Here is a 22,468-nt window from a genome sequence, read left to right as displayed (position 1 = left end):
CGGACGGTGGGCGTCAGAGCCGCTCGACGGCGGAGAGCACCCGCTCCAGGAGCGCGAGGTCGACGACGGCCGGCTCCGCGAGGGCGCCGGGCACGACCGGCTCGACCGGCACGACCGGGACGGCGGCGGCCTCGTCGGGGCGGCGGGACTGGAGGGGGACCGGGGTCATGACCCGACCGTAGGCCGCCCGCGGCCGCGGCCACGGCGTGTCACCGGGTCCGCCGGACGAGGTCAGCCGGACGGGCTAGCGACGGGGTCCGGGCACCCCACCGGTGCCGTCCGCGTCGTCACGGCCCGTGCCGCGCTCACCCGGTCGGCCGTGCGGGCCCTCGGTACCCGACCCGCCGTCGGAGGCCTGCGCCTCGCGCTCCTCCCGCGCGGCACGGACGTCGATCCCGCGGACGCGTCGCACCATGTCGCGGACCAGGAAGACGAACGCGACGGCGACGAGGAACGTCACGACGAACCCGATCGTCCCCGGGGTCACGAGCTCCGGGGGCGGTGCGCCGTCGGGCGCCGGCGACGGGCTCGCGCCGAGCAGCAGACCCGCGACGCTCACCTCGCGACCCCGGCGGCCTGGGCGGCGAGGTGCTCTCGGACCCCGGCGAACAGGTCGTCCTCGATGACGCCGTCGGCCTCGGGCGTGCCCGCCACGGGACCGCCGACGCGGCTGCGCGCGAGCTCGTAGTCCTCCGTCGGCCACACCTCGCGGCGCAGCGCCGCCGGCACCGCGAACCAGAACCCGTCGGGGTCGACCTGCGTGGCGTGGGCGCGCAGGGCGGCGTCAGCGGTCTCGATGTGGTCGCCGACCGGCACGCGCGTGGTGACGGGGCGCTCCTCCCGCTCCTCCCAGCGCTCCATCCACTCCGCGAACGGCGACTCGGCACCCGAGGCGAGGAGCGCCTCGTGGTAGGCGGTGATCTTGAGTCGGGAGAAGGTCTGGTTGTAGTAGAGCTTGAGCGGCGTCCACGGCGGCGCGCCGTGGCCGACGTAGCGGTCGGGGTCGCCCGCGGCCTCGTACGCCTCGACGGAGACCCGGTGGCACATGATGTGGTCCGGGTGCGGGTAGCCGCCGTTCTCGTCGTACGTCGTCATGACGTGCGGGCGGAACTCCCGGACGAGCCGCACGAGCGGGGCGGCCGCGATCTCGAGGGGCTCGAGGGCGAAGCAGCCGTCCGGCAGGGGCGGCAGGGGGTCTCCCTCGGGCAGCCCGGAGTCGACGAACCCGAGCCAGCGGTGCTGCACCCCGAGGATGCGGACGGCCTCGGCCATCTCCCGGCGGCGGTACCCGACGATGTCGCGGACCACCTCGGGGTCGTGCTGCAGCCGGGGGTTGAGGACGTCGCCGCGCTCGCCTCCCGTGCAGCTGACGACGAGGACGTCGACGCCGTCGGCGACGTAGCGGGCCGTGGTCGCCGCGCCCTTGCTCGACTCGTCGTCCGGGTGCGCGTGGACGGCCATCAGGCGGAGCTGCTCGCTCACGGTCCTCCCTCGTTGTCGGTCCCCGACCGGGCGGGCGGTGTGCCCGGGGACGACGGGTCATCATGGGGTCGGGCTCCGACACCGGGTCGGGGCCGACAGGGATTGTCCCCGATCGTCGGGAGGGCGCGTGGAGCAGGGCCGGGACGCGGTCACGCCGGGTGTGCCCGCCGACGACGTGGCGGCCCGCTACGCCCGTCCGCCGCGACGCGGCGGGCGCGCCCTCGCCGTCGCCGTCGCAGTGCTCGGTGGCCTCCTCGCGGTGTCGGCCTTCGCGCTCGTGACCCGCGCCGTCCTCGCCGACGACGTGCGGTGGCGGGAGGTGTCGTTCGAGGTGGTCGACGACCACCTCGTGCGGACGACCTTCGAGGTGTACGCCGACCCCGGCGACCGGCTGCGCTGCCAGGTCCGGGCCGCCGACGCCCGCTACGGCGACGTCGGGCAGGTCGACGTCGACCTGGACCCGCTGGCGGAGCGCGCGACGAGCGTGACGACCGAGGTCCGCACGACCTCCCGCGCCGTCACGTCGTCGGTGCGGACGTGCATCCTCGTCCCCTGACCGGCGCCTGACCGGCGCCGGGCTCGCACCCGTACCGGCCGGGGGCACCCACTGGCGTATGATCGTGGGCTTACCCACGGGCCCCGGACAGGGGGAACGGACCCGTGACGAGAGCCCGGCTGGTCCCGCGGCGCGCCACCGGCGACGCCGACGCGGACGGGCCCGGGGGACCCGACCACCGAGGAGTACGTGCATGTCCGAGACCAGCAGCGTGACCTGGCTGACCCAGGAGGCCCACGACCGGCTGCAGGCCGAGCTCGACCACCTGCGGGGCGAGGGCCGCCTGGAGCTCGCCCGCAAGATCGAGGCCGCCCGCGAGGAGGGCGACCTCAAGGAGAACGGTGGCTACCACGCCGCCAAGGAGGAGCAGGGCAAGCAGGAGGCCCGCATCCGCCAGCTCGAGCAGATGCTCGAGAACGCGCAGGTGGGGGCGCCCGAGGACATCGCCGACGACGGCGCCGTCCACGCCGGCATGGTCGTGACCGCCGACGTCGCCGGCGCCGAGGAGACCTTCCTCCTCGGCAGCCGCGAGATCGCCGCCACGACCGACCTCGACGTGTTCTCCGAGCAGTCCCCGCTGGGGGCCGCGGTCCTCGGCCAGCCGGTCGGCACCGAGACGAGCTACACCGCGCCCAACGGCCGCCAGATCCCCGTGAGGATCCTCAAGGCGGAGCGCTTCACCGGCTGAGCAACCCGCCACCCACCCACCGCTTCTGTCGCAACGGCACATGGCGTCGACCAGGTCGACGCCATGTGCCGTTCCGTCAGGGGGAGGGCGCGCAGGGGTGTCAACCAGCGAGCGGTCTCGGGCGACCTGGGGTCACACGACCACAGGCGCCGCACCACGCGGCCCGTCCGGAGGAGACCAGCCATGCATCGAACCGTCCGCCACTCCCTCGCCCTCACCGCCGGCGCCGCCCTCGTGGCCTTCACCCCCGCCGTGGCGTCGGCGGCGCCGCCGGAGCGACCTGAACGCATCCACTTCGCGTTCGTGCTGCCCGGCCTGGTCGACTGCGGTGAGGTCGCGCTCGACGTGGCCGCCGAGGGTTGGGCGCAGGAGACGTTCCGGGGCGAGCGCCTCGACGTGCACCTTGCGTACACGCTGACGTGGTCCAACCCCGAGACGGGAGCCTCGCTGGGCTCGCGGGGCGTGGTCAACGAGACCTTCGACCCCTCGGGGACCGTGACCCTGCGCGGCAAGGAGCGCGGTGTGACCGTGCCCGGGTACGGCGTCGTGCTCCTGTCCGCGGGTCGCGCCGTCCTCTCGGGCGGGGAGCAGCTGGTCTCGGCCGGGCCGAAGGAGCTCGACGAGACGGCGCTCTGCGCGTACCTCACCTGATCGCGACCAGTCGACCGGGAGCCGGGACGTCGACCGCTCGCGGCTCTAGCCTGGTGGGCGTGGGCCGGGGAGGTCGCGGGTCCGGGGGCGAGGCCGGGGCGGGCACGTCGGCGCTGGAGGACCTCGAGCGACTCTACGAGGTGCACTACTGGCCGATGGTGCGGCTGGCTCGGCTGCTCCTGGACCACGACGAGGCCGAGGACGTCGTGCAGGACGTCTTCCTCTCCGTGCACCGTCGCGGCGGCATGGCTCTGCGCGACCCGGACGCCGCCGAGGGCTACCTGCGGCGCGCCGTGGTGAACGTGTGCCGGTCCTCGATGCGGCGGCGGGTCGCGGTGAGGCGCCGGCAGCGGGCGCTGGAGGCCGAGGCGTGGCTCGCCCGCGCAGACGCGCCGTCGGGCGAGTCGCAGGTCGTCGGGCGTGGCGAGCGCGACGAGCTGCTGGGCCTCGTCGCTGCCCTCCCCCGTCGGCAGCGGGAGTGCGTGGTGCTGCGGTACTGGGCGGGTCTCGGTGACCGCGGGATCGCCGAGACCCTGCGGATCTCGCCGGGCTCGGTGAAGCAGCACCTGTCGAGGGCCACGGCGACCCTGCGGGTTCGGCGGGAGCACGCGCGGCCGGCAGACCCAGCCCGCCCCACGGGGCTGGAGCGAGTGGGCACGTGAGCCGGCACCAGGACCAGTTGGAGGACGAGCTCCGCGCCGCCCTCGCCGCACGCGCCGAGACAGTACGTCCCCGGCCCGGGGCGTGGGACGAGCTGCGGTCGCGCGCCCGGCGCCCCCCGCGCGGCCCGCGGGTGGCTGTCGCACTCGGCGTGGCAGCCGCCGCCGCCACCACGGTGGCCGTGGTCGCCCTGGCGGGCTCACCGTCGGACACCCCCGTGGTGCCCGTCCGTCCGGCGCCGCCGTCGGCCCTCGCGACGCCCTCGCCGACCCGCCCCGCCGACGGCACGGTGCTCGGCACGTGGTCCGTCCCCGGCTTCCCGACGGGCGCGAGTGCGGGCCTGGGGCACGTGTGGGTCACCAGCGCCCGAGACGGCGGCGGGGTCGTGCTGAGCCGGATCGACCCGGCCGACGGCGGCCTCGTCGAGGTCGAACTGCCACCGGGGCGGGTCGAGGCGCCGGCCCTGTCGGCGGACATGGTCTGGGTGCACCTGCGCGAGGAGGTCCTGGGCGTCGACCCCGACACGCTCGAGGTGCGGACGCGCGTGGCGGTCGGCGACGGATTCGGCATCGGCGCCTCCGGCGAGCAGGTGTGGGCAAGCGACGGCGCAGCGGGCCTGGCCCGGATCGATCCGGCCGACGGCACCGTGGCCGAGCGGGTGCCCCTGCCGGGGCCGGCCGAACGCGTCCTCGTCCAGCCCGACGGCGCCGTCGTGGTGACGGTCCCGGCGCTGGGCGCGGCCGTCCGCGTCGCCCCCGACGGCGCGGTCGGCGACCCGGCGCCCCTCGGGGGGAGGCCTGGCGCGCTCCTGGCCGGCGACGGGCTGGTGTGGGTCGGCGTCCCCGAGACCGACGAGCTCGTCGGCCTCGACCCGACCACTCTCGTCGAGGTCCGTCGCCTCACCGTCCCCGGCGGCCGGGACGAGCAGGACCCGTACGCCGTCCACGACCCGGACCGCGACGCCTTCTGGGTGACGGCCGGCGGCGGCACGCTCGCACAGGTCCGCGCCGACGACGGCCGGATCGTGCAGCACCTGCGACTGGGCGGCTGGTTGTTCGCCGGCCCGGCGGCGTACGCCGCCGGAGACGTCTGGTACGTCGCGCACGGCAGCCGCCAGGTCCTGCGCATCCAACCGGACCCGCGCTGACGCGCCGAACCGTCTGACGGGACGTGCCGTTGCGTCACTCCTCACCCGACACAAGGGGCCGTCGCGTCGCCCTATCCGACACCACGGCGCGTTGCGTCAGACCCGGGGGGCCTCAGCGGGCGGCGGCGCGCTGGTACTGCCGCACCGTGAGGGGCACGAACACGAGCAGGATCGCCGCACCCCACAGCACCGTGTAGAGGGCGCTGTTCTGCAGCGGCCACGCCTGCGGTTCCGGGAACCCCGGCGGCACGTTGCCGAACAGCTCGCGGGCCGCCTGCGTCACCGCCGACACCGGGTTCCACTCGGCGAACACGCGCAGCGCCGAGGGGAAGTTCTCCAGCGGCACGAACGTGTTCGCGATGAACGTCAACGGGAAGATCACGATGAAGACGACGTTGTTGAAGACCTCGGGTGTCCGCACGAGCAGTCCGACGTACGCCATGACCCAGCTGATGCAGTAGGCGAAGAACAGCAGGAGCGCGTACCCGAGGAGCGCCTCCCCGACCGAGCTCCCGATGCGCCAGCCGACGACGAGCCCGGTCAGCGACATGATGACGATCGTGAGGACGTTGTTGACGACGTCCGCGGTGGTGCGGCCGACGAGCACCGCCGACGGCGCCATCGGCAGCGAGCGGAAACGGTCGACGATGCCGGTCTTGAGGTCCTGCGCCATGCCGGAGCCCGTGATGGTCGCCCCGAAGATCACCGTCTGGGCGAAGATGCCGGCGATGAGGAACTCCCGGTAGAGCGCCGGGTCGAGGGCGTCCTGACCGGGTAGGGCGATCGACCCGCCGAAGACGTAGGCGAACAGCAGGATGAACATGATCGGCGAGATGATCGAGCCGACCAGCAGGTCCGGCACCCGCTTGATCTTGATGAGGTTGCGCCGCGCGACGGTCCAGCCGTCCTGCAGGGCCACGAGCGGCCCGCTCGCGGGCGACGCGGCCGGGCGGCGCGACGGCCCGGACCGGGTGGACGTCGTGGTGCCCGTGGGCGTGGTGGGAGCGCTCATGCCTGCGCCGCCTCCTTCTCGGTGCTGCTGCGTCGGGACCGGCGCCCGCGTCGTCCGGCGACGCCACCGCCGTCGTCGGCGTCCGGGTCGGGGGTCTCCTCGGCCGCGTGCCCGGTGAGGGTGAGGAACACGTCGTCGAGGGTGGGCCGCCGGACGCCGGCGTCGAGCACCTCGACCTGCGCGGCGTCGAGCGCGCGGAGGGCGTCGACGAGGACGCTGACCCCGCCGCTGACGGGCGCCGTGAGGGTGCGGGTGTGCTCCTCCACGCCGACCTCGGCGAGGCAGAGCCGCGCGAGCGCGTCGCGGGCGACGGGCAGCTCCTCCGGGCGGGCGACGGTCACCTCGATCCGCTCCCCGCCGACCTGCTGCTTGAGCTCGTCGGCGGTGCCGAGCGCGATGACCTTGCCGGTGTCGATGACGGCGATCCGGTCGGCGAGGCGGTCGGCCTCCTCGAGGTACTGCGTGGTGAGCAGCAGGGTGGTGCCGCCGGAGACGAGCTCGGCGATGACGTCCCACATGCCGATGCGGCTGCGGGGGTCGAGCCCGGTCGTCGGCTCGTCGAGGAACAGCACCTCCGGCTGCGCGACGAGCGCGCCGGCGAGGTCGAGGCGCCGGCGCATGCCGCCGGAGTACGTGCTGACCGGGCGCCGGCCCGCCTCGGTGAGGTCGAAACGCTCGAGCAGCTCCCACGCCCGCTCCCGCGACACCTTCGAGCCCAGGTGGTAGAGCCGGCCCACCATGTCGAGGTTCTCGAAGCCGGTGAGGTTCTCGTCGACCGCGGCGTACTGCCCCGACACCCCGATGCGGGAGCGGAGCTCGGTGGCGTCCCGGACGACGTCGAGGCCGGCGACGCTCGCCCGGCCGCTGTCGGCCCGCAGCAGGGTCGTGAAGACCCGGACGGACGTCGTCTTGCCGGCGCCGTTCGGGCCGAGCAGACCCATGACGGTGCCCGGCGCCACGGACAGGTCGAAGCCGTCGAGCGCGCGGACGGAGCCGTAGGTCTTGACGAGGCCCTCGGCGACGATGGTGTCGGTCACGGGACCCATCCTGTCCACGCGGTCCGACAGTCCGCGAGCGCGTTTCGCTGACGGCGCTATCGCAGCAGGCCCGCTCCGACCGCCTCGGCGAGCGCCGCCTCCCACGCCCGCGGCGCCGTGACACCGGAGTTCTGCCAGGCCGCGTGCCCCAGCACCGACCACGCGGGTCGCGGCGCCGGGCGCCGGAACGCCTCCGACGTCGTCGCGCGGACCCGCCCCGGGTCCTCGCCGAGGTGCGCGAGCAGCGCCCTGGTCAGCCCGAACCACGACACCTGCCCGGCGGCCGTCGCGTGGTACGTGCCGTGCGGGGCACCGGCCCGGACGACCGCCACGGCGAGGTCCGCCACGTCGCGGGCCCACGTCGGCTGGCCCACCTGGTCGTCGACGACGTCGAGGGACTCCCGCTCCCCGAGCAGGCGGACGACCGTCCGGGGGAAGCACGGCCGGTCGACGTCGTACACCCACGCCGTCCGCAGCAGCCACAGCGGCCCGCCGGCGGCGCGGACCGCCCACTCCCCCGCCGCCTTCGTACGGCCGTAGGCCGACCGCGGCCGCAGGGGCGCGTCCTCCGGGAACGGGCGGTCGGCCTGCCCGTCGAAGACGTAGTCGGTCGACAGGTGGAGGAGCGGGACACCGCGGCGCGCGCACGCGACCGCGAGCAGCGCGGGCCCGACGGCGTTGGCGGCGAAGGCCTCCGCCTCGTGCGTCTCGGCGTCGTCGACCGCGGTCCACGCCGCGGCGTTGACGACGACGTCGTGGCCCTCGACCGCGGCGTCGACCGCCTCCTGGTCGGTGACGTCGAGGTGGGCGCGCGTCGCCGCGGTCACGTCCTCGCCGTCGGCGAGCAGCCGCTCGACGACCCGGCTGCCGACCGTCCCGGCGGCGCCGGTGACGAGCCAGCGGCGGGGACCGCTCACAGCGCGGCGGCGGCCTTGAGCGGGCGCCACCACGCCTGGTTCGCCCGGTACCACTCGACGGTGTCGCGCAGGCCGTCGTCGAACGGCACGGACGGCTCGTAGCCGAGCTCGGTGCGGATCTTCGTGATGTCGACCGAGTAGCGCCGGTCGTGGCCCTTGCGGTCCGGGACCTGCTTCACCATCCCCGGCCCTGCGCCGCACGCCGCGAGGAGCCGGTCGGTGAGCTCGCGGTTCGTGAGCTCGGTGCCGCCGCCGATGTTGTAGACCTCACCGGCGCGCCCGCCGGCGAGCACGAGCGCGATGCCGCGGCAGTGGTCGTGGACGTGGAGCCAGTCGCGGACGTTGAGGCCGTCGCCGTACAGCGGCACCTGGAGGCCGTCGAGGAGGTTGGAGACGAACAGCGGGATGACCTTCTCCGGGAACTGGTACGGCCCGTAGTTGTTCGAGCAGCGGGTCACCCGCACGTCCATGCCGAAGGTGCGGGCGTACGCGAGGGCGAGCAGGTCGCTGCCGGCCTTGCTCGCGGAGTACGGCGAGCTGGGGTCGACCGGGTGCGTCTCGGGCCACGAGCCCTCGGCGATCGAGCCGTAGACCTCGTCGGTGGAGACGTGGACGACGGTCGGGACGTCGTGGCGAAGGCAGCCGTCGAGCAGCGTCTGGGTGCCGACGACGTTCGTCACGACGAAGTCGGCCGCGCCGGCGATCGAGCGGTCGACGTGCGACTCGGCCGCGAGGTGGAGGACGGCGTCGGCGCCCGGCAGCACCCGGTCGAGCGCGGCGGGGTCGCAGATGTCGCCCACGACGACCTCCAGCCGGGGGTCGTCCTGCACCGGGGCGAGGTTGTCGAGGTTGCCGGCGTACGTCAGCTTGTCGAGCACGACGAGCCGCGACGGCTCGAGACCCGGCAGCGTGCCCCCGAGGGCGGCCCGCACGAGGTGCGAGCCGATGAACCCCGCTCCCCCTGTCACGACGACGCGCATGGTCGCCGAGCCTACGGCCCGCGCCCGGCCCGCCGGGGTGCTTCGGACGAAGCCGCACCTCGCGCCCGGCCGGTCACTACGGTGCCCCGGTGGACGTCGCGGCGATGGGCATCGAGGGGGCGTGGGTCTTCACGCCCCGCCGGCACGGCGACGACAGGGGCTCGTTCCTCGAGCTGTTCACGCAGCGCTCGCTCGTCGCAGCGACCGGGCGGGAGCTGTCGCTCGCGCAGGCGAACCTGTCGGTGTCCGCGGCGGGTGTGCTGCGGGGGGTCCACTTCGCCGACGTCCCGCCCGGCCAGGCGAAGTACGTGACGTGCGTGGCCGGGGCGGTGCTCGACGTCGTCGTCGACCTGCGGACGTCGTCGCCGACGTTCGGCGCGCACGAGAGCGTCCTGCTGGAGCCGGGCGAGCAGCGTGCCGTGTTCATCGGCGAGGGCCTCGGGCACGCCTTCTGCTCCCTCGAGGCCGGCTCGACGGTCGTCTACGCGTGCTCGACGCCGTACACGCCCGGCGCGGAGCACGGCGTCCACCCGCTGGACCCGGCCCTCGGCATCGGGTGGCCGACCACCGACCGGCAGGGGTCGCCGCTCACGCCCGTGCTGTCGGAGAAGGACGCCGCCGCCCCGACGCTCGCCGAGGCGAAGGAGCAGGGGCTGCTGCCCCGCTGACCCTGTCGGCGAGGCACGCGCGGGCACGAACCGCTGCGCCGAGACGCCCACGTCGGCCAGGATCGGGCGGGTGCGCGGCATCATCCTCGCCGGCGGCTCCGGCACCCGGCTGCACCCCATCACCATCGCGACGTCGAAGCAGCTGCTCAACGTCTACGACAAGCCGATGGTCTACCACCCGCTGTCGACGCTCATGCTCGCCGGCGTGCGGGACGTCCTCGTCATCACGACCCCGCACGACGCGCCCGGCTTCCAGCGTCTCCTCGGCGACGGCAGCCGGTTCGGCGTGTCCCTGTCGTACGCCGTGCAGCCGGAGCCCCGCGGTCTCGCGGAGGCGTTCGTCATCGGCCGGGCCTTCCTCGACGGGCAGCCCGCGGCGCTCGTCCTCGGCGACAACATCTTCCACGGCTCCGGGCTCGGCACCCAGCTGCGCCGCTTCGCCGACCCGGCCGGGGGTGTCGTGTTCGCGTACTGGGTCGCGGAGCCGCAGGCGTACGGCGTCGTCGAGCTCGGCGCCGACGGCCGCCCCGTCTCCATCGAGGAGAAGCCGACGCACCCGCGCAGCCGGTGGGCGATCCCGGGGCTCTACTTCTACGCCGCCGACGTCGTCGACGTCGCCGCCGGGCTGCGGCCCTCCGCCCGCGGCGAGCTGGAGATCACCGACGTCAACCGGCACTACCTCGAGCGGGGCACCCTCGAGGTCGAGGTGCTGCCGCGCGGGACGGCGTGGCTCGACACCGGGACGTTCGACTCGATGCTCGACGCCGGCGAGTTCGTCCGGACCGTCGAGCGGCGGCAGGGCCTGAAGGTCGGCTGCCCCGAGGAGGTCGCGTGGCGGAACGGCTGGCTCGACGACGACGCGCTGCGTCGCGTCGGGCAGGCGCAGACGAAGTCCGGGTACGGCCAGTACCTCCTCGACCTGCTCGAGCGCGGGTCGTAGACGCCGGGACGCTCAGTCGACCTGCACCGCGTAACCGGCCTCCCGCAGGCAGGCGATGACGGCGTCGCGGTGCTCGCCGCCGCGGGTCTCCAGCTGCAGGGCGACCTCGACCTCGTCGACGTGCAGGCGCGCCTCGGTGCGCCGGTGCTCCACCTCGACGAGGTTCGCGTCGCTCGAGCCGACCAGCTCGAGCAGGTGCCCGAGCTCGCCGGGCCGGTCGGCGATCGCGACCCGCAGCTGCAGGTAGCGGCCCGCGGCGACGAGGCCGTGCCGCAGCACGCGGTGGAGGACGAGCGGGTCCACGTTGCCGCCGGAGAGGACCGCGACGACGGGCGGCTCGAAGGCCCGCGGGTCGGCCATGACGGCCGCGACGGCCGCGGCGCCCGCGGGCTCGACGACGAGCTTGGCCCGCTCGAGCAGGAGCACGAGCGCCCGGGAGAGGTCCTCCTCGGTGACGGTCCGGATGTCGTCGACGTGGTCGCGGACGATCCCGAACGGCACCTGCCCCGGCCGACCGACCGCGATGCCGTCCGCCATCGTCGACATGCGCTCGAGCGCGACAGGGTGCCCGGCCGCGAGCGAGGCGGGGTACGCGGCCGCACTCGCCGCCTGCACCCCGACGAGCCGGACGGCGCGCCCGGCGTCGCGGGCCGCGGCGACCTCGAGCGCGATGCCCGCGAGCAGCCCGCCACCGCCCGTGCACACGAGGACGGTGCGGGCGTCGGGCACCTGCTCGAGCACCTCCGCGCCCAGGGAGGCCTGCCCGGCGACGACGTCGACGTGGTCGAAGGGGTGGACGAGCACCGCGCCGGTGCGCTCCGCCATCTCGCGCGCGGCGACGAGGGCCTCGTCGACGCTGCGGCCGACGTGCTCCACCGTCGCGCCGTACGCCTTGGTGGCGGCGACCTTGGGCAGGGCCGCCCCGACCGGCATGAACACCGTCGCGCGGGTGCCGAGCAGGGACGCGGCGAGGGCGACGCCCTGCGCGTGGTTGCCGGCGCTGGCCGCGACGACACCCCGGGCGCGCTCGGCCTCCGACAGGCGGCTGATGCGGGTGTACGCCCCGCGGATCTTGAACGACCCGGCGCGCTGGAGGTTCTCGCACTTGAGCCACACGTCGCCGCCGACGAGGTCGGACAGCGCCCGGTTGCGGACCACGGGCGTCCGGCGGACGACGTCGGTGAGCCGGGCGCGCGCGGCGGCGCGGTCGGCGGCGTCCGGGACGGCGGGGACGGTCGGGGTGGTCGCGGGCGTGGTCATGGCTCAGGCCTCCGGTGGTGCCGCGACGACGTCGTCGCGTCGGCGTGGGGGTGCGCCGGGTGAGGCTACGGGCTCGGCCGCGCTCGGCGGTCGCCCGGGCGGCGGGGGCGCGACGTCGTCCGGCTCCACCTCGATCGCGTCCACGGCCTGCGGTGCCGCCAACGACTTGATGAACGTCACGCTCATCGCGAGGAGCGGCACGGCCAGGACGCCGCCGACGATGCCGGCGAGCACGATGCCGGTCGTGATCGCGGTGACGACGGCGAGCGGGTACAGCTCGACGGCCCGCCCCAGCAGGAGCGGCTGGAGCACGTACGACTCCAGCTGCTGCACCCCGATGACCACCGCGAGGAGGATGAGCGCCGTCACGAGGCCCTGGGTGACGAGGGCGACGAGGACGGCGAGGGTCCCGGTCACGATCGCGCCGACGAGCGGGACGAACGCCCCGATGAAGGTGAACACGGCGATGGGGATGGCGAACGGCACCCCGAGCAGCGCGGCCCCGGCCCCGATCCCGATGGCGTCGACGGCGGCGACGACGGGGACGGCCCGCACGTAGCCGGCGAGCGTCTGCCACGAGCGGCGGCCGGCGACGTCGGCGCGGGCGCGGCCCTGCCGCGGCAGGAGCGACACGACGAACGCCCAGATCCGGGGCCCGTCGGCGAGGTAGAAGAACACCGCGAACAGCGTGAGCAGGGTCCCCGTGAGGACGCTGATCGCGCCGCCCGTGGCGACGACGGCACCGGTCGCGATCCCCACCGACTGCTCGCCGAGCGCGGACACCGCGTCGCTGATGGTCTGGCGGACGACGAACAGCGGCACCCCGATGAGCTCGGCGACCCACGTGATGGCCTGGTCGAGGCCCTCGGACGCCGAGGTGCCGAAGTCCCCGATCTGGGTCGCGATCTGCTGGGAGACGAGCGCCACGACGAGCACGAGGAGCGTGCCGAACACGGCGACGGCGATGCCCGCCGCGGGGTAGCGGGGCACTCGGGCCCGCACGAGCCCCTTGTAGAAGGGGAACAGCAGGGCGGCCACCAGCACGGCGAGCAGCAGCGGCACCGCGACGACGTCGATCCGACCGAGGACGACGAAGGAGAACACGTAGATCGCGGCCCCGACGACGAGGAGACGCCACCCCCATGCGGTCGCGAGCTCCAGCGCCCACGGCACCTCGACGCGTCGACGCGGGTCGCGCTCGGGGCCGGTGACCATGGCGACATCCTCCACCCCGCGCGCCGTCGTGCGCGGCATGCCTACCGTGAGGCCATGACGGCTCCGTCGCTGCTGCCCCCGGCCCCGCCCCCCGGTTCGCCCCGCACCGTCGGGGAGCTGCGGGAGTCCGGGTGGACGTCCCGCGGCGTCCGGGACGAGGTCCGGGCGAACCTGCTGCGCCTCATGCGATCCGGCGCGTCGGCCGGTGACCGCTGGCCGGGCATCGTCGGCTTCGACGACACGGTCCTCCCCGAGCTCGAGCGGGCGCTGCTCGCGGGTCACGACGTCGTCATGCTCGGCGAGCGCGGGCAGGGCAAGACCCGCCTCCTGCGCTCCCTCGCCGGTCTGCTCGACGAGTGGAGCCCGCACGTCGCCGGCTCGCCGCTGTGGGAGGACCCGTTCCAGCCGGTCCTGCCCGCGACGCGGGCGCTCGCGGAGCAGCTCGGCGACGAGCTGCCCGTCGGGTGGCGGCACCGCAGCGAGCGCTACGGGGAGAAGCTCGCGACCCCGGACACGAGCATCGGCGACCTCATCGGCGACGTCGACCCCGTCCGGGTCGCGGAGGGCCGCTCGCTCGGGGACCCCGACACCATCCACTTCGGCCTGCTGCCGCGCACGAACCGGGGCGTGTTCGCCGTCAACGAGCTGCCGGACCTCGCCGAGCGCATCCAGGTCGGCCTGCTCAACGTGCTGGAGGAGCGGGACCTCCAGGTGCGCGGCTACGCCCTGCGTCTGCCGCTCGACGTGCTCCTCGTCGCGAGCGCCAACCCCGAGGACTACACGAACCGCGGGCGCATCATCACGCCGCTCAAGGACCGCTTCGGCGCGGAGGTCCGTACGCACTACCCCGTCGACGTCCAGGCGGAGGTCGACCTCGTCACCCAGGAGGCCGCTGTCGGGCACGCCGACGTCGCGCGGGTCCCCGTCCACCTCGTCGAGGTCGTCGCCCGCTGGACCCGCCTGGTCCGCGACTCCCCCAGCGTCGACTCCCGCTCGGGCGTGTCGGCCCGCTTCGCCGTCGCCGCCGTCGAGACCGTCGCGGCCGCCGCGGACCGTCGCGCCGCCGTCCTCGGGGAGGACGGTGCCGTCGTCGCGCGGGCTGGCGACCTCGAGGCCGCCGTCGCCACCCTGCGGGGCAAGGTGGAGTTCGAGGCCGGCGAGGAGGGCCGCGAGGTCGAGGTCCTCGCCCACCTGCTCAAGGTCGCGACCGCCGAGACGTTCCGCGACCGCCTCGCCGGGGCCGACCTCGGCGGTGTGCTCGACCGGGTGGCCGACGGCGAACCGGTCGAGGTCGGCGACGACGTGCGGGTCGACGACCTCCTCGCCCGGCTCGGTGCCGTGCCGGGGCTCGGCGCGCTGTGCTCGCGGCTCGGCGTGGAGGACGCGCCGCAACCCGCGGAGCTCGCCTCGGTCGTCGAGTTCGTCCTCGAGGGACTCCACCTCACGCGACGGCTCGCGAAGGACCCGGTCGGCGAGGGCCGGGCCCGCTTCAGCGCCCGGCAGCGGCCGCGTGCCGTCGGCGAGGACGGTTGAGCCCCGTGCCGGCGCGTGACCCACGACCCGGGCGCGGGTACCGCTACGGCGCGTGGCGCGGCGGGGCGGACCCGCTCGCGCCCCCAGTCGACGTGCGGGCGGCCGTCGACGAGCTCGGCGAGCGGATCATGCAGGGCGAGGGCGCCGCGGAGGCGCTGCGCAGCCTCCTGCGCGACGGGTTCCGCGACGGCCGCGAGCAGCGGGCCGGCCTCGACCGGCTGAGGGCAGAGGCCGCGCGTCGGCGGGCGGAGCTCGCGCGGCGCAGCAACGCGGAGGGGGCGCTCACCCGCGCCCAGGCGCGCCTCGACCAGGCGCTCGCCGCCGAGCGCGCCGAGCTCCAGGCACGGGACGACGACGACGCCCGCTTCGCCGAGGCGCGGCTCGACTCCCTCCCCCGGTCCACCTCCCGGGCCGTCGCCGAGCTGTCCGACTACGAGTGGGCGTCGGCGGAGGCCGAGCAGCTGTACCGGCAGGTGCTCGACGAGCTGCGCGAGGAGGTCCTCGACCACCAGTTCCGCGGCATGTCGCAGGCGCTGCGGCAGATGGCGGAGGGCGGTGGGGACGCCGCGGCGCAGGAGGCGCTGCGGGCGATGCTCCGCGACCTCGACGACCTGCTGGCCGCCCATGCGCGAGGGGAGGACACGACCGAGCAGTTCGAGCGCTTCATGGCCGAGCACGGCGACCTCGTGCCCGGGAACCCGCGGAACACCGAGGAGCTCGTCGACGAGCTCGCCCGCCGGGCCGCGGCGTCGCAGGCGCTGCTCGACCAGCTGTCGCCGCAGCAGCGGGCCGAGCTGTCCTCCCTCATGGAGCAGGCGCTCGGTCGCGACCCGGGTCTCGCCGAGGCGATGGCCTCGCTCGGGAACCGGCTCGCCGAGCTGCGCCCGGACCTCGCCGGGCCGCGCACTCCGCTGCGCGGGCAGGGGGAGTCCGGGTACGGCGAGGCGGCGGGCGCGCTCGCGGAGATCGCCGACCTCGACGACCTCCTCGACTCCCTGGGCCAGCGCCACCCCGGTGCGACCCTCGACGACGTCGACGTCGACCAGGTCGAGCGCGCCCTGGGGCGCACGGCGGCGGAGGACGTGCAGGCGCTCCGCGAGCTCGAACGGGCGCTGCGCGACCAGGGCTGGCTGACCGGTCCCGCGCACGAGGCGCGGCTGTCGCCGAAGGCGATGCGCCGGCTCGGGCAGAGCGCACTGCGCGCGGTCGCGGACCGGTTGACGGGCGGGGCGGCCGGGGAGCACGAGGACACCCGCGCCGGCAGCGCCGGGGAGCCGACGGGGGCGTGGCGGGAGTGGCGCTTCGGCGACGAGCAGCCCCTCGACGTCGTCCGGACCGTGACGAACGCCGTCCTGCGGACGGCGTCGGAGGCACCGGGTGAGGACGTCGCTCGCGACGGCGTCGCCCGCGGCGGCGCCGTCCGGCTCGCGCCCGTCGACATGGCGGTCGTCGAGACCGAGGACCGCACCCGCGCGGCCGTCGCGCTGTGCGTCGACCTGTCGTTCTCCATGGTGAGCGAGGGCCGGTGGGCGCCGATGAAGCGGACCGCCCTCGCGCTCGGTCACCTCGTCGAGACCCGCTTCGCGCGCGACGCCCTGCAGGTCATCGGCTTCGACCGCTACGCCCGTGAGATGACGACGACCGAGCTCGCCCACGTCGAACCCGCGTACGTGCAGGGCACCAACCTCGCGCACGCGCTGTCGCTCGCCCGACGGCACGTCGGCCGGCACCCGGACGCGACGCCCGTCGTCCTCGTCGTCACCGACGGGGAGCCGACGGCGCACCTCGAGACGTGGGCCGACGGCACCGGCGGGGTGCAGAGCGAGGCGGTGTTCAGCTGGCCGCCGCTGCCGGAGACGGTGGAGGCGACCGTGCGGGAGGTCGACGCGCTCACGCGCATGCGGGTGCCGATCGACACGGTGATGCTCGGCGACGACCCGGGGCTCGTCCGGTTCGTCGACGCCATCGCGCGGCGCAACGGGGGTCGGGTGCTGTCCGCGGACCCGGACCGGCTCGGCGGGGCGGTCGTCGCGAGCTACGTGCGGGCGCGCGGGCGGCGCTGAGGCACGTCCGCCGGTCACCGGGACGGCGACGGCCCGCCACGGCGGGCGTGGCGGGCCGTCCGGCGGGCGTCGTCGGTCAGGACCAGGCGAACTCCGTGTCGATGGCGGTGATGGCGTCCCAGCCGGTCGACCAGGTGCGCTCGGAGAGGACCCGGAGGGTGGCGTCGGGCTCGATCTCCGCGATGAGCGTCCGGCCTGTGTCGGGGTTGTAGAGGATGACTTCGGTGTCGGTGAAGTTGTCGATCTCGACGACGGTCACCTTCCAGCCCGAGCCCCAGTTCGCCTCCTTGGGCTGCTGGGACCCGATGCCGATGCCCGACCTGTCGCGTACCACCGCCCGGCCGGTGGCGGGGTTGTAGAAGAGGGTCTCCGGGCCGTAGCTGCCGTCGGACTCCACTGTTTCGATGTACGTCCAACCCGCCGACCACTTCCGGTTGCTGACGAACGCGGAGCGTTCACGCACGTCGATGGTGCCATCGACCGGGAAGCGTCGATCATCGGTGTGGGAGCTGTGGTACCAGCCGTTCACCGAGTCGTAGTAGAGGAGCCCCGCTGTCGCCAGGGACGTGTCGGAGCTGCCGACCTGACCCCGGAGGACGTCCGTCCCCCTAGGCGCAGCCACGTCGTCGGACAGGGTCCGGAACCCGCGTCCGTCCCACAGCCTGCTGGTGTCCAGGGCAACGACGCGACCCGTCTCGGAGTCGAGCAGGAGCACCTCGTCCGTTCCGACGGTGTACCGATTGGCGAAGACAGCGATGATCTCGTCCCAGCCCCTCGACCACTGCCCCTGGGCCAGGGTGCCGGTGCGCCCGTCGGGGAGGTGGTTGACGACCGCGTACCGGCCCGACGTGCTGTTGTAGAGCAGAGTTGCCCGGCCGGTCGCCGTGCCGTGGTCGAGCGCGACGACGTGGTCCCACCCCGTCGACCAGCGCCTGTCGGCGAGCGTGCTGGTGCTGGCGTCGCTCGTCAGGTCGATCGTGACCTGCCGGCCCGAGTCGGCGTCATAGACGACGACCTCGGACGTGTAGTCGTAGTAGCCGGTGGTGTGGCTGGCGGTGGCCGGGCCGGCGAGGCCGGCGGTGACGACTGCTGCACAGGCCGCGGTGGCGACCGCGGGCAGCAGACGACGGGCAGAGCTCATGGGTGGTTCCCCCTTGACACGGGAGCGCGGGACGCTTCGGTGCGTCCTCGACGTGCGCTCACCGCGAAGGCTATGACCTGCGAGAACACCGTGGGGAGCGGTGCGTGATCCGTGATGGGACCGTGGCCGATCCGTGATGACAGCCACTCGCCGAGCGTGCTCACAGGGCGACGGCCCGCCACGACCGAGGTCGTGGCGGGCCGTGCGAACGGTGCGTGGATCAGTCGGCGAAGAACTCCGTTTCGATCGCGACGAGGGAGTCCCAGCCACGCGACCACTGCCGGTCCGCGTACGTGCCGGTCGAACCGTCCCGCTTGAGGTCGACCGTCACCTGCCGCCCGGTCTCCGGGTTGTACAGCAGCACCTCGCTGCCGAGGCTGCCGTCGGCCTCGACGACCGTGACGTCCCAGCCCGCCGACCACGGCCGCTGCGAGATCACCCGGTAGCGGTAGGTCGCGTCGAGAAGGTCCGCGAGGATCGAGCGCCCCGTCCTCGCGTTGTAGAACAGCACCTCGTCCCCCGCCGTGCCGTCCACCTCCACCCGGCTCACCACGTCCCAGCCCGCCGACCACGCCGGCAGCGTGTCCTCGACGACCACCGACACGAGCGTGTTCGCGTAGCTGCTCGAGACGAAGCCGAGGGACCGCTCGCCGGTGCGGCTGTCGTAGAAGACGAGCGCGGCCTCCCGGAAGACGTCGTCGCCGGGCGCCCGGAAGAACGCCTCGGAGGCGAGCACCGTGTCGGTGCCGACCGGGGCGGTGCTCGACTGGTCCGCGACGGTGCGGAACCCGGCGCCCCCATCGAGGCCGAAGGTCTCGAGGACGACGACGCGACCGGTTTCGCTGTCGACGAGCATGACCTCGTCGACGCGGCCAGGCTCCTGGCTGTTCGCCGGGATCGTCGTGATGACGTCCCAGCCGCGCGACCACTGGCCCTGGGCGAGGGTGACGGTGCTGCCGTCGTCGTAGTGGTCGACGACTGCGTAGCGCCCGGTCGTGCTGTTGTAGACGAGCGTCGCCGGGTTGCCAGCGGCGTACTGGGTGTAGTCCACCGGGACGACGTGGTCCCAGCCCGCCGACCAGCGCCGGTCCGCGAGGGTGCCGGTGGTCGTGGCGGTCCGCAGGTCGATCGTGACCTGGCGGCCGGTGTCGGCGTCGTAGACGACGACCTCGGATGTGAAGTCGGCGGCCGGCACGCGGTCCGCGCTCGCGGGCACGGCCAGGCCGGTGGTGACGATGGCTGCGCAGGCCGCGGTGGCGACGACGGGCAGTAGGCGGGCATGACGCATCGGGCTGGATCCCCCTTGACACGGGAGCGCGGGACGCGTCGATACGCCCTCGACGTACGCTCGGACCAGACGCTATGACCTGCGGGATCCTCATGGCACCTGCGTCGAGATCGTGACTGACTCGTTGCAGGACCGTTATGACGGCGGGTGTCCGTGACCGATCACTCGTCGTGGTGCTCCGGTGACGCCGGGGTCTGCGCGTCGAGGTCACGCCGCAGCTCGACGAGGTCGGCGAGCACGAGCTCGATGGCCTTCGCGGCCTCGACCGTCATCCGGCTCGTGTCGCGGTGCGCCGTCACGAGCGCGCGCAGCTCCGTGCGCAGGGACAGGAGCTCGACGTCGGACGCCGGGCCGCTCGTCGCGCGCACGAGGGCCGCCTCGAGCGCGCGCACCCGCCGCGTGAGGTCCGCGTTCTCGCGACGTAGGGCCGTGACCCCCAGACGCGACCTCACGCGATCGGCGAGGCGCACCCGCAGCCGCGTCACGCCGGGACCTCCGACCTCGTGGCGGCGTCCCACGTCTCGACGACGGCCTCCTCCTGCGCCGTCATCCGCCGGACCAGACCGCCGAGGCGCCGCTCGACGTCGGTGCGCCAGCGCGGCGGCACCTCGTGGTCGAGGGCCGGGGCGTAGTACCCCTCCACCCAGCGCGTCGACTCCGCCGAGGGCCGGAGGCGCTCGGCCGCTGCCTCGAGCGGTGTCCCCGACACGTCCACCCGCGCGAGCGCGTACTCGACCATGTCCTGCATGTAGAGCGGGGGCTCGGCGAGGACCTTGGCGAACATGGCCGGGTGGCTCCGCATGGCGTCGAGCACTGCCGGCGACAGGCGCCTGCCGTCGATCGCCGCCGTCGTCATCTCCTTGCGCAGGCACTTGTCGCAGCGGAGGCACGGCCGCTCGTACGAGCCGAGGAGGCACGACCGCGCGAGGTCGGCGAGCGGCGAGTGCCGCGCCACGAGAGTCGTGCCGACTTCCGTCAGCGCTGCGGTCGGGCGCAGGAACGGTAGGCCCACGGCCTCGAAGAGGCGGTGGAAGGTCGAGGGGTGGGCGTGGTCGATGAATCGGATCCCGCTGCCGAGGTACCGCGCCTCGAGCACCGTCCCGGTCGCCACCGCCCCGGCGTCGTACGCGTCCGCGGTGAGGATGGAGCCGACCAGCACCGCCCACCAGACGGGGAACGTGGCGAACGGCAGGCAGACGTACTCCAGGTCGGTCCGCACGACCGTCGTCTCGACGCCACGCCGGCCCGCGTCGCTCACGAGCCGCTCCAGGACGCCGCCCTTGACGTGCGTCATGCGGTCGACGGTCCGGGGGTGCTTCTGCCGGCGCAGGTGGACGTACACGGTGTCCTCTGGGAGCAGGACCGAGGCCGCGATCGAGTCCGTGCCGCCGGAGTACGCGAGGGAGACCCGTGATCCCGGCCGGCGGGCCTCGCCCCCGGTCGGGGTGATCGCGACGCCGTCGAGGGCCATCGCCTCCGCGAGGGCGTCGCTCACGGGGCGGTCGACGACGAGGCGCGAGCGGGTCCACGGCCACACCACGGCGTACGCCGCCAGCGCGAGGAGGTCGGGGTGCAGGTCGTCGGCCGGGACCGGCAGCCGGATGTTCGCGCTCGTCGTCATGAGCCGCACGTCCGGTCCACGTCGGGCGACCAGCGCGTCCTCGGCGTCGGGGCGGAACTCCAGGTGCAGCGTCCGCTCGTCGACGGAGGTCCAGGTCACCCGCACGTCGAACCTCCTCCCCGGGGGATCGACCGCCCGGTCGACCGACCATAGTCGCGTCCGCAGTGGCGGAACGGGCGTGACGCTTGGCTCGACGGTGCACCCTGCCGATGACATCGGTGACGCCGTCGACGAGGAGACCGCTGTGTCCCGTACCGCCCGCCCTGTCGTGACCGTGCTGCTCACCCTCGCCGTCGTCCTGCTGGGCGCCGTCGCGCCAGCGAGCGCGGGGACCGTCACGGTGCCCGGCATCGAGCGCTTCGAGTCGCGGCTGCCGGCCGCCACGAGCCAGGTGATCGTCGTGACCGCCCCGTCGTGGACGACGTCCTACGCGACGCTCACCGCCTACGAGCGGCGCGCCACCGGCTGGGAGCGGGTCCACGGGCCGTGGCAGGCGCGTCTGGGACCGAACGGGTTCATGATCGGCGAGGAGCGGGTCGTGGGGAACCGGACGACGCCCGCCGGCAGCTACAGCATCACCGAGACCTTCGGCCGGCTCGCCGACCCCGGCACCCGCATGCCGTACGTCCAGGTCGGCATGGACCACTACTGGGTCGGCGGCAGCGAGTCGCCGTACTACAACGACATGCGGCTGGGCTCCCAGGGCGGCTTCCGGACCGAGGCCTCGGAGCGGCTCGCGACGTACGACCCGCAGTACAACTACGCGGCGGTCATCGACTTCAACCGCCCGGACCCGGTCGCGGGCCGCGGCTCGGCGATCTTCCTCCACGTCAACGGACGGGACGCGACGCTCGGTTGCGTCTCGGTGAGCCAGACCCAGATGCACACGCTGCTCCGCTGGCTCGACCCCGCCGCGACACCGCAGATAGTCATGGGCCCGCAGTCGTGGCTCGACGACCGGCCCGGCGGCGCGACGCGCACCGACGAGCTCGTGGCGTACGACCCCACCACCGGCCGGCGGGCCCTGCTCGACCTCCGCGCCGACGGCAGCACCCGCACCCTCACCGACACCACCTGGTCGAAGGCCTGGACCCTCACCCCCGTCGAGACCGACGGCACCACCGGCAGCGAGCTCCTCACCTACAACCCCACCACCGGCCGACGCGTCCTCCTCGACCTCCGCGCCGACGGCACCACCCGCACCCTCACCGACACCACCTGGTCGAAGGCCTGGCACCTCACCCCCGTCGAGACCGACGGCACCACCGGCAGCGAGCTCCTCACCTACAACCCCACCACCGGCCGACGGGCCCTGCTCGACCTCCGCGCCGACGGCACCACCCGCACCCTCACCGACACCACCTGGTCGAAGGCCTGGACCCTCACCCCCGTCGAGACCGACGGCACCACCGGCAGCGAGCTCCTCACCTACAACCCCACCACCGGCCGACGCGTCCTGCTCGACCTGCGCGCCGACGGCACGACGGTGACCCTCAGCGACACCACCTGGTCGAGGGGCTGGTCGCTCACCGCGCTCGACGTCGACGGGAGCTGACCGGGTCCTGTCCGGGGCGTCGGCGTCAAGACCGGTCGGGCGCGTGCCGACCAC

23 protein-coding genes are annotated in these 22,468 nt (G+C 74.5%); 10 read left to right on the top strand and 13 right to left on the bottom strand.

What is annotated here, in order from left to right; translation table 11 throughout:
- Nucleotides 1–13: 13 nt before the first annotated feature.
- The 3 genes from WAB14_RS00430 to mca form a co-directional block, all read right to left on the bottom strand.
- On the bottom strand, nucleotides 14–169 hold the full coding sequence (locus tag WAB14_RS00430) for a hypothetical protein (RefSeq protein WP_340266312.1): 156 nt from the start codon (nucleotides 167–169) through the stop codon (nucleotides 14–16).
- A gap of 75 nt (nucleotides 170–244) precedes the next feature.
- Nucleotides 245–559 carry a hypothetical protein gene (locus WAB14_RS00425; RefSeq protein WP_340266310.1) on the bottom strand — a complete coding sequence of 105 codons (315 nt, stop codon included), beginning with the start codon at nucleotides 557–559 and terminating at the stop codon, nucleotides 245–247.
- Nucleotides 556–1,461, bottom strand: coding sequence for a mycothiol conjugate amidase Mca (gene mca / locus WAB14_RS00420; protein WP_340267369.1), 906 nt, complete (start codon nucleotides 1,459–1,461; stop codon nucleotides 556–558). The genes WAB14_RS00425 and mca overlap by 4 nt, the downstream gene beginning before the upstream one ends.
- 148 nt (nucleotides 1,462–1,609) lie before the next feature.
- Between mca and WAB14_RS00415 the strand changes: the two genes are divergently transcribed.
- The 5 genes from WAB14_RS00415 (at nucleotide 1,610) to WAB14_RS00395 (ending at nucleotide 5,184) form a co-directional block, all read left to right on the top strand.
- Complete coding sequence (locus WAB14_RS00415; protein WP_340266308.1) at nucleotides 1,610–2,038, top strand: DUF4307 domain-containing protein; 429 nt, start codon at nucleotides 1,610–1,612, stop codon at nucleotides 2,036–2,038.
- Between the two features lie 193 nt (nucleotides 2,039–2,231).
- Complete coding sequence (gene greA / locus WAB14_RS00410) at nucleotides 2,232–2,726, top strand: transcription elongation factor GreA (RefSeq protein WP_340266306.1); 495 nt, start codon at nucleotides 2,232–2,234, stop codon at nucleotides 2,724–2,726.
- Nucleotides 2,727–2,909: 183 nt separating this feature from the next.
- On the top strand, nucleotides 2,910–3,377 hold the full coding sequence (locus WAB14_RS00405; protein WP_340266304.1) for a hypothetical protein: 468 nt from the start codon (nucleotides 2,910–2,912) through the stop codon (nucleotides 3,375–3,377).
- Nucleotides 3,378–3,436: 59 nt separating this feature from the next.
- Nucleotides 3,437–4,039 carry an RNA polymerase sigma factor gene (locus WAB14_RS00400; RefSeq protein ID WP_340266302.1) on the top strand — a complete coding sequence of 201 codons (603 nt, stop codon included), beginning with the start codon at nucleotides 3,437–3,439 and terminating at the stop codon, nucleotides 4,037–4,039.
- The gene (locus WAB14_RS00395; protein ID WP_340266300.1) at nucleotides 4,036–5,184 is read left to right on the top strand and encodes an NHL repeat-containing protein; all 1,149 of its coding nucleotides are present in this window, start codon (nucleotides 4,036–4,038) and stop codon (nucleotides 5,182–5,184) included. The genes WAB14_RS00400 and WAB14_RS00395 overlap by 4 nt, the downstream gene beginning before the upstream one ends.
- Nucleotides 5,185–5,296: 112 nt before the next feature.
- On the opposite strand, the gene WAB14_RS00390 is transcribed toward WAB14_RS00395, so the two are convergent.
- From WAB14_RS00390 to rfbB, 4 genes are read right to left on the bottom strand one after another with little or no spacing between them, the layout of a single operon-like run.
- Nucleotides 5,297–6,196, bottom strand: a complete 900-nt coding sequence (locus WAB14_RS00390; RefSeq protein WP_340266298.1) for an ABC transporter permease — start codon at nucleotides 6,194–6,196, stop codon at nucleotides 5,297–5,299.
- The gene (locus WAB14_RS00385; RefSeq protein WP_377002234.1) at nucleotides 6,193–7,242 is read right to left on the bottom strand and encodes an ATP-binding cassette domain-containing protein; all 1,050 of its coding nucleotides are present in this window, start codon (nucleotides 7,240–7,242) and stop codon (nucleotides 6,193–6,195) included. Before WAB14_RS00385 ends, WAB14_RS00390 begins: the two co-directional genes overlap by 4 nt.
- A 47-nt stretch (nucleotides 7,243–7,289) precedes the next feature.
- Nucleotides 7,290–8,150, bottom strand: a complete 861-nt coding sequence (rfbD, locus tag WAB14_RS00380; protein ID WP_340266293.1) for a dTDP-4-dehydrorhamnose reductase — start codon at nucleotides 8,148–8,150, stop codon at nucleotides 7,290–7,292.
- The gene (gene rfbB, locus WAB14_RS00375; protein ID WP_340266291.1) at nucleotides 8,147–9,130 is read right to left on the bottom strand and encodes a dTDP-glucose 4,6-dehydratase; all 984 of its coding nucleotides are present in this window, start codon (nucleotides 9,128–9,130) and stop codon (nucleotides 8,147–8,149) included. Before rfbB ends, rfbD begins: the two co-directional genes overlap by 4 nt.
- Nucleotides 9,131–9,219: 89 nt before the next feature.
- On the opposite strand from rfbB, the gene WAB14_RS00370 reads away from it, so the two are divergent.
- Together WAB14_RS00370 and rfbA are read left to right on the top strand one after the other, a co-directional pair.
- The gene (locus WAB14_RS00370) at nucleotides 9,220–9,798 is read left to right on the top strand and encodes a dTDP-4-dehydrorhamnose 3,5-epimerase family protein (protein ID WP_340266289.1); all 579 of its coding nucleotides are present in this window, start codon (nucleotides 9,220–9,222) and stop codon (nucleotides 9,796–9,798) included.
- A 70-nt stretch (nucleotides 9,799–9,868) separates the two neighbouring features.
- Nucleotides 9,869–10,738 (top strand): glucose-1-phosphate thymidylyltransferase RfbA, encoded by an 870-nt coding sequence (gene rfbA / locus WAB14_RS00365; RefSeq protein WP_340266287.1) that lies wholly within the window; start codon nucleotides 9,869–9,871, stop codon nucleotides 10,736–10,738.
- A 12-nt stretch (nucleotides 10,739–10,750) separates the two neighbouring features.
- On the opposite strand, the gene ilvA is transcribed toward rfbA, so the two are convergent.
- Both ilvA and WAB14_RS00355 read right to left on the bottom strand, forming a co-directional pair.
- On the bottom strand, nucleotides 10,751–11,998 hold the full coding sequence (gene ilvA, locus WAB14_RS00360) for a threonine ammonia-lyase (RefSeq protein WP_340266285.1): 1,248 nt from the start codon (nucleotides 11,996–11,998) through the stop codon (nucleotides 10,751–10,753).
- A 3-nt stretch (nucleotides 11,999–12,001) separates the two neighbouring features.
- Nucleotides 12,002–13,213, bottom strand: a complete 1,212-nt coding sequence (locus WAB14_RS00355) for an AI-2E family transporter (protein ID WP_340266282.1) — start codon at nucleotides 13,211–13,213, stop codon at nucleotides 12,002–12,004.
- 54 nt (nucleotides 13,214–13,267) lie between these two features.
- Here WAB14_RS00355 and WAB14_RS00350 point away from each other — a divergent pair, with 54 nt between their 5' ends.
- A complete protein-coding gene (locus tag WAB14_RS00350; RefSeq protein ID WP_340266280.1) occupies nucleotides 13,268–14,746 on the top strand; it encodes a magnesium chelatase ATPase subunit I in 1,479 nt (492 codons plus the stop codon).
- 5 nt (nucleotides 14,747–14,751) lie between these two features.
- Nucleotides 14,752–16,809, top strand: coding sequence for a hypothetical protein (locus WAB14_RS00345; protein WP_340266278.1), 2,058 nt, complete (start codon nucleotides 14,752–14,754; stop codon nucleotides 16,807–16,809).
- 76 nt (nucleotides 16,810–16,885) lie between these two features.
- Here the strand turns inward: WAB14_RS00345 and WAB14_RS00340 are convergent, their stop codons facing one another.
- From WAB14_RS00340 to WAB14_RS00325, 4 genes are all read right to left on the bottom strand, one after another.
- A complete protein-coding gene (locus tag WAB14_RS00340) occupies nucleotides 16,886–17,950 on the bottom strand; it encodes a hypothetical protein (RefSeq protein WP_340266276.1) in 1,065 nt (354 codons plus the stop codon).
- Between the two features lie 220 nt (nucleotides 17,951–18,170).
- On the bottom strand, nucleotides 18,171–19,238 hold the full coding sequence (locus tag WAB14_RS00335; RefSeq protein ID WP_340266274.1) for a hypothetical protein: 1,068 nt from the start codon (nucleotides 19,236–19,238) through the stop codon (nucleotides 18,171–18,173).
- 161 nt (nucleotides 19,239–19,399) lie between these two features.
- Nucleotides 19,400–19,723, bottom strand: a complete 324-nt coding sequence (locus WAB14_RS00330) for a hypothetical protein (protein ID WP_340266272.1) — start codon at nucleotides 19,721–19,723, stop codon at nucleotides 19,400–19,402.
- Nucleotides 19,720–20,964: a DUF6395 domain-containing protein gene (locus tag WAB14_RS00325; RefSeq protein WP_340266270.1), complete on the bottom strand. Its 1,245-nt coding sequence runs from the start codon at nucleotides 20,962–20,964 to the stop codon at nucleotides 19,720–19,722. The genes WAB14_RS00330 and WAB14_RS00325 overlap by 4 nt, the downstream gene beginning before the upstream one ends.
- Nucleotides 20,965–21,103: 139 nt before the next feature.
- Between WAB14_RS00325 and WAB14_RS00320 the strand changes: the two genes are divergently transcribed.
- Nucleotides 21,104–22,414, top strand: a complete 1,311-nt coding sequence (locus WAB14_RS00320) for a L,D-transpeptidase family protein (RefSeq protein ID WP_340266268.1) — start codon at nucleotides 21,104–21,106, stop codon at nucleotides 22,412–22,414.
- Nucleotides 22,415–22,468: the final 54 nt, after the last annotated feature.

Source organism: Aquipuribacter nitratireducens, from assembly GCF_037860835.1.
Classification (GTDB): Bacteria; Actinomycetota; Actinomycetes; order Actinomycetales; family JBBAYJ01; genus Aquipuribacter; species Aquipuribacter nitratireducens.
This window is presented reverse-complemented; position numbering and strand designations above follow the sequence as displayed.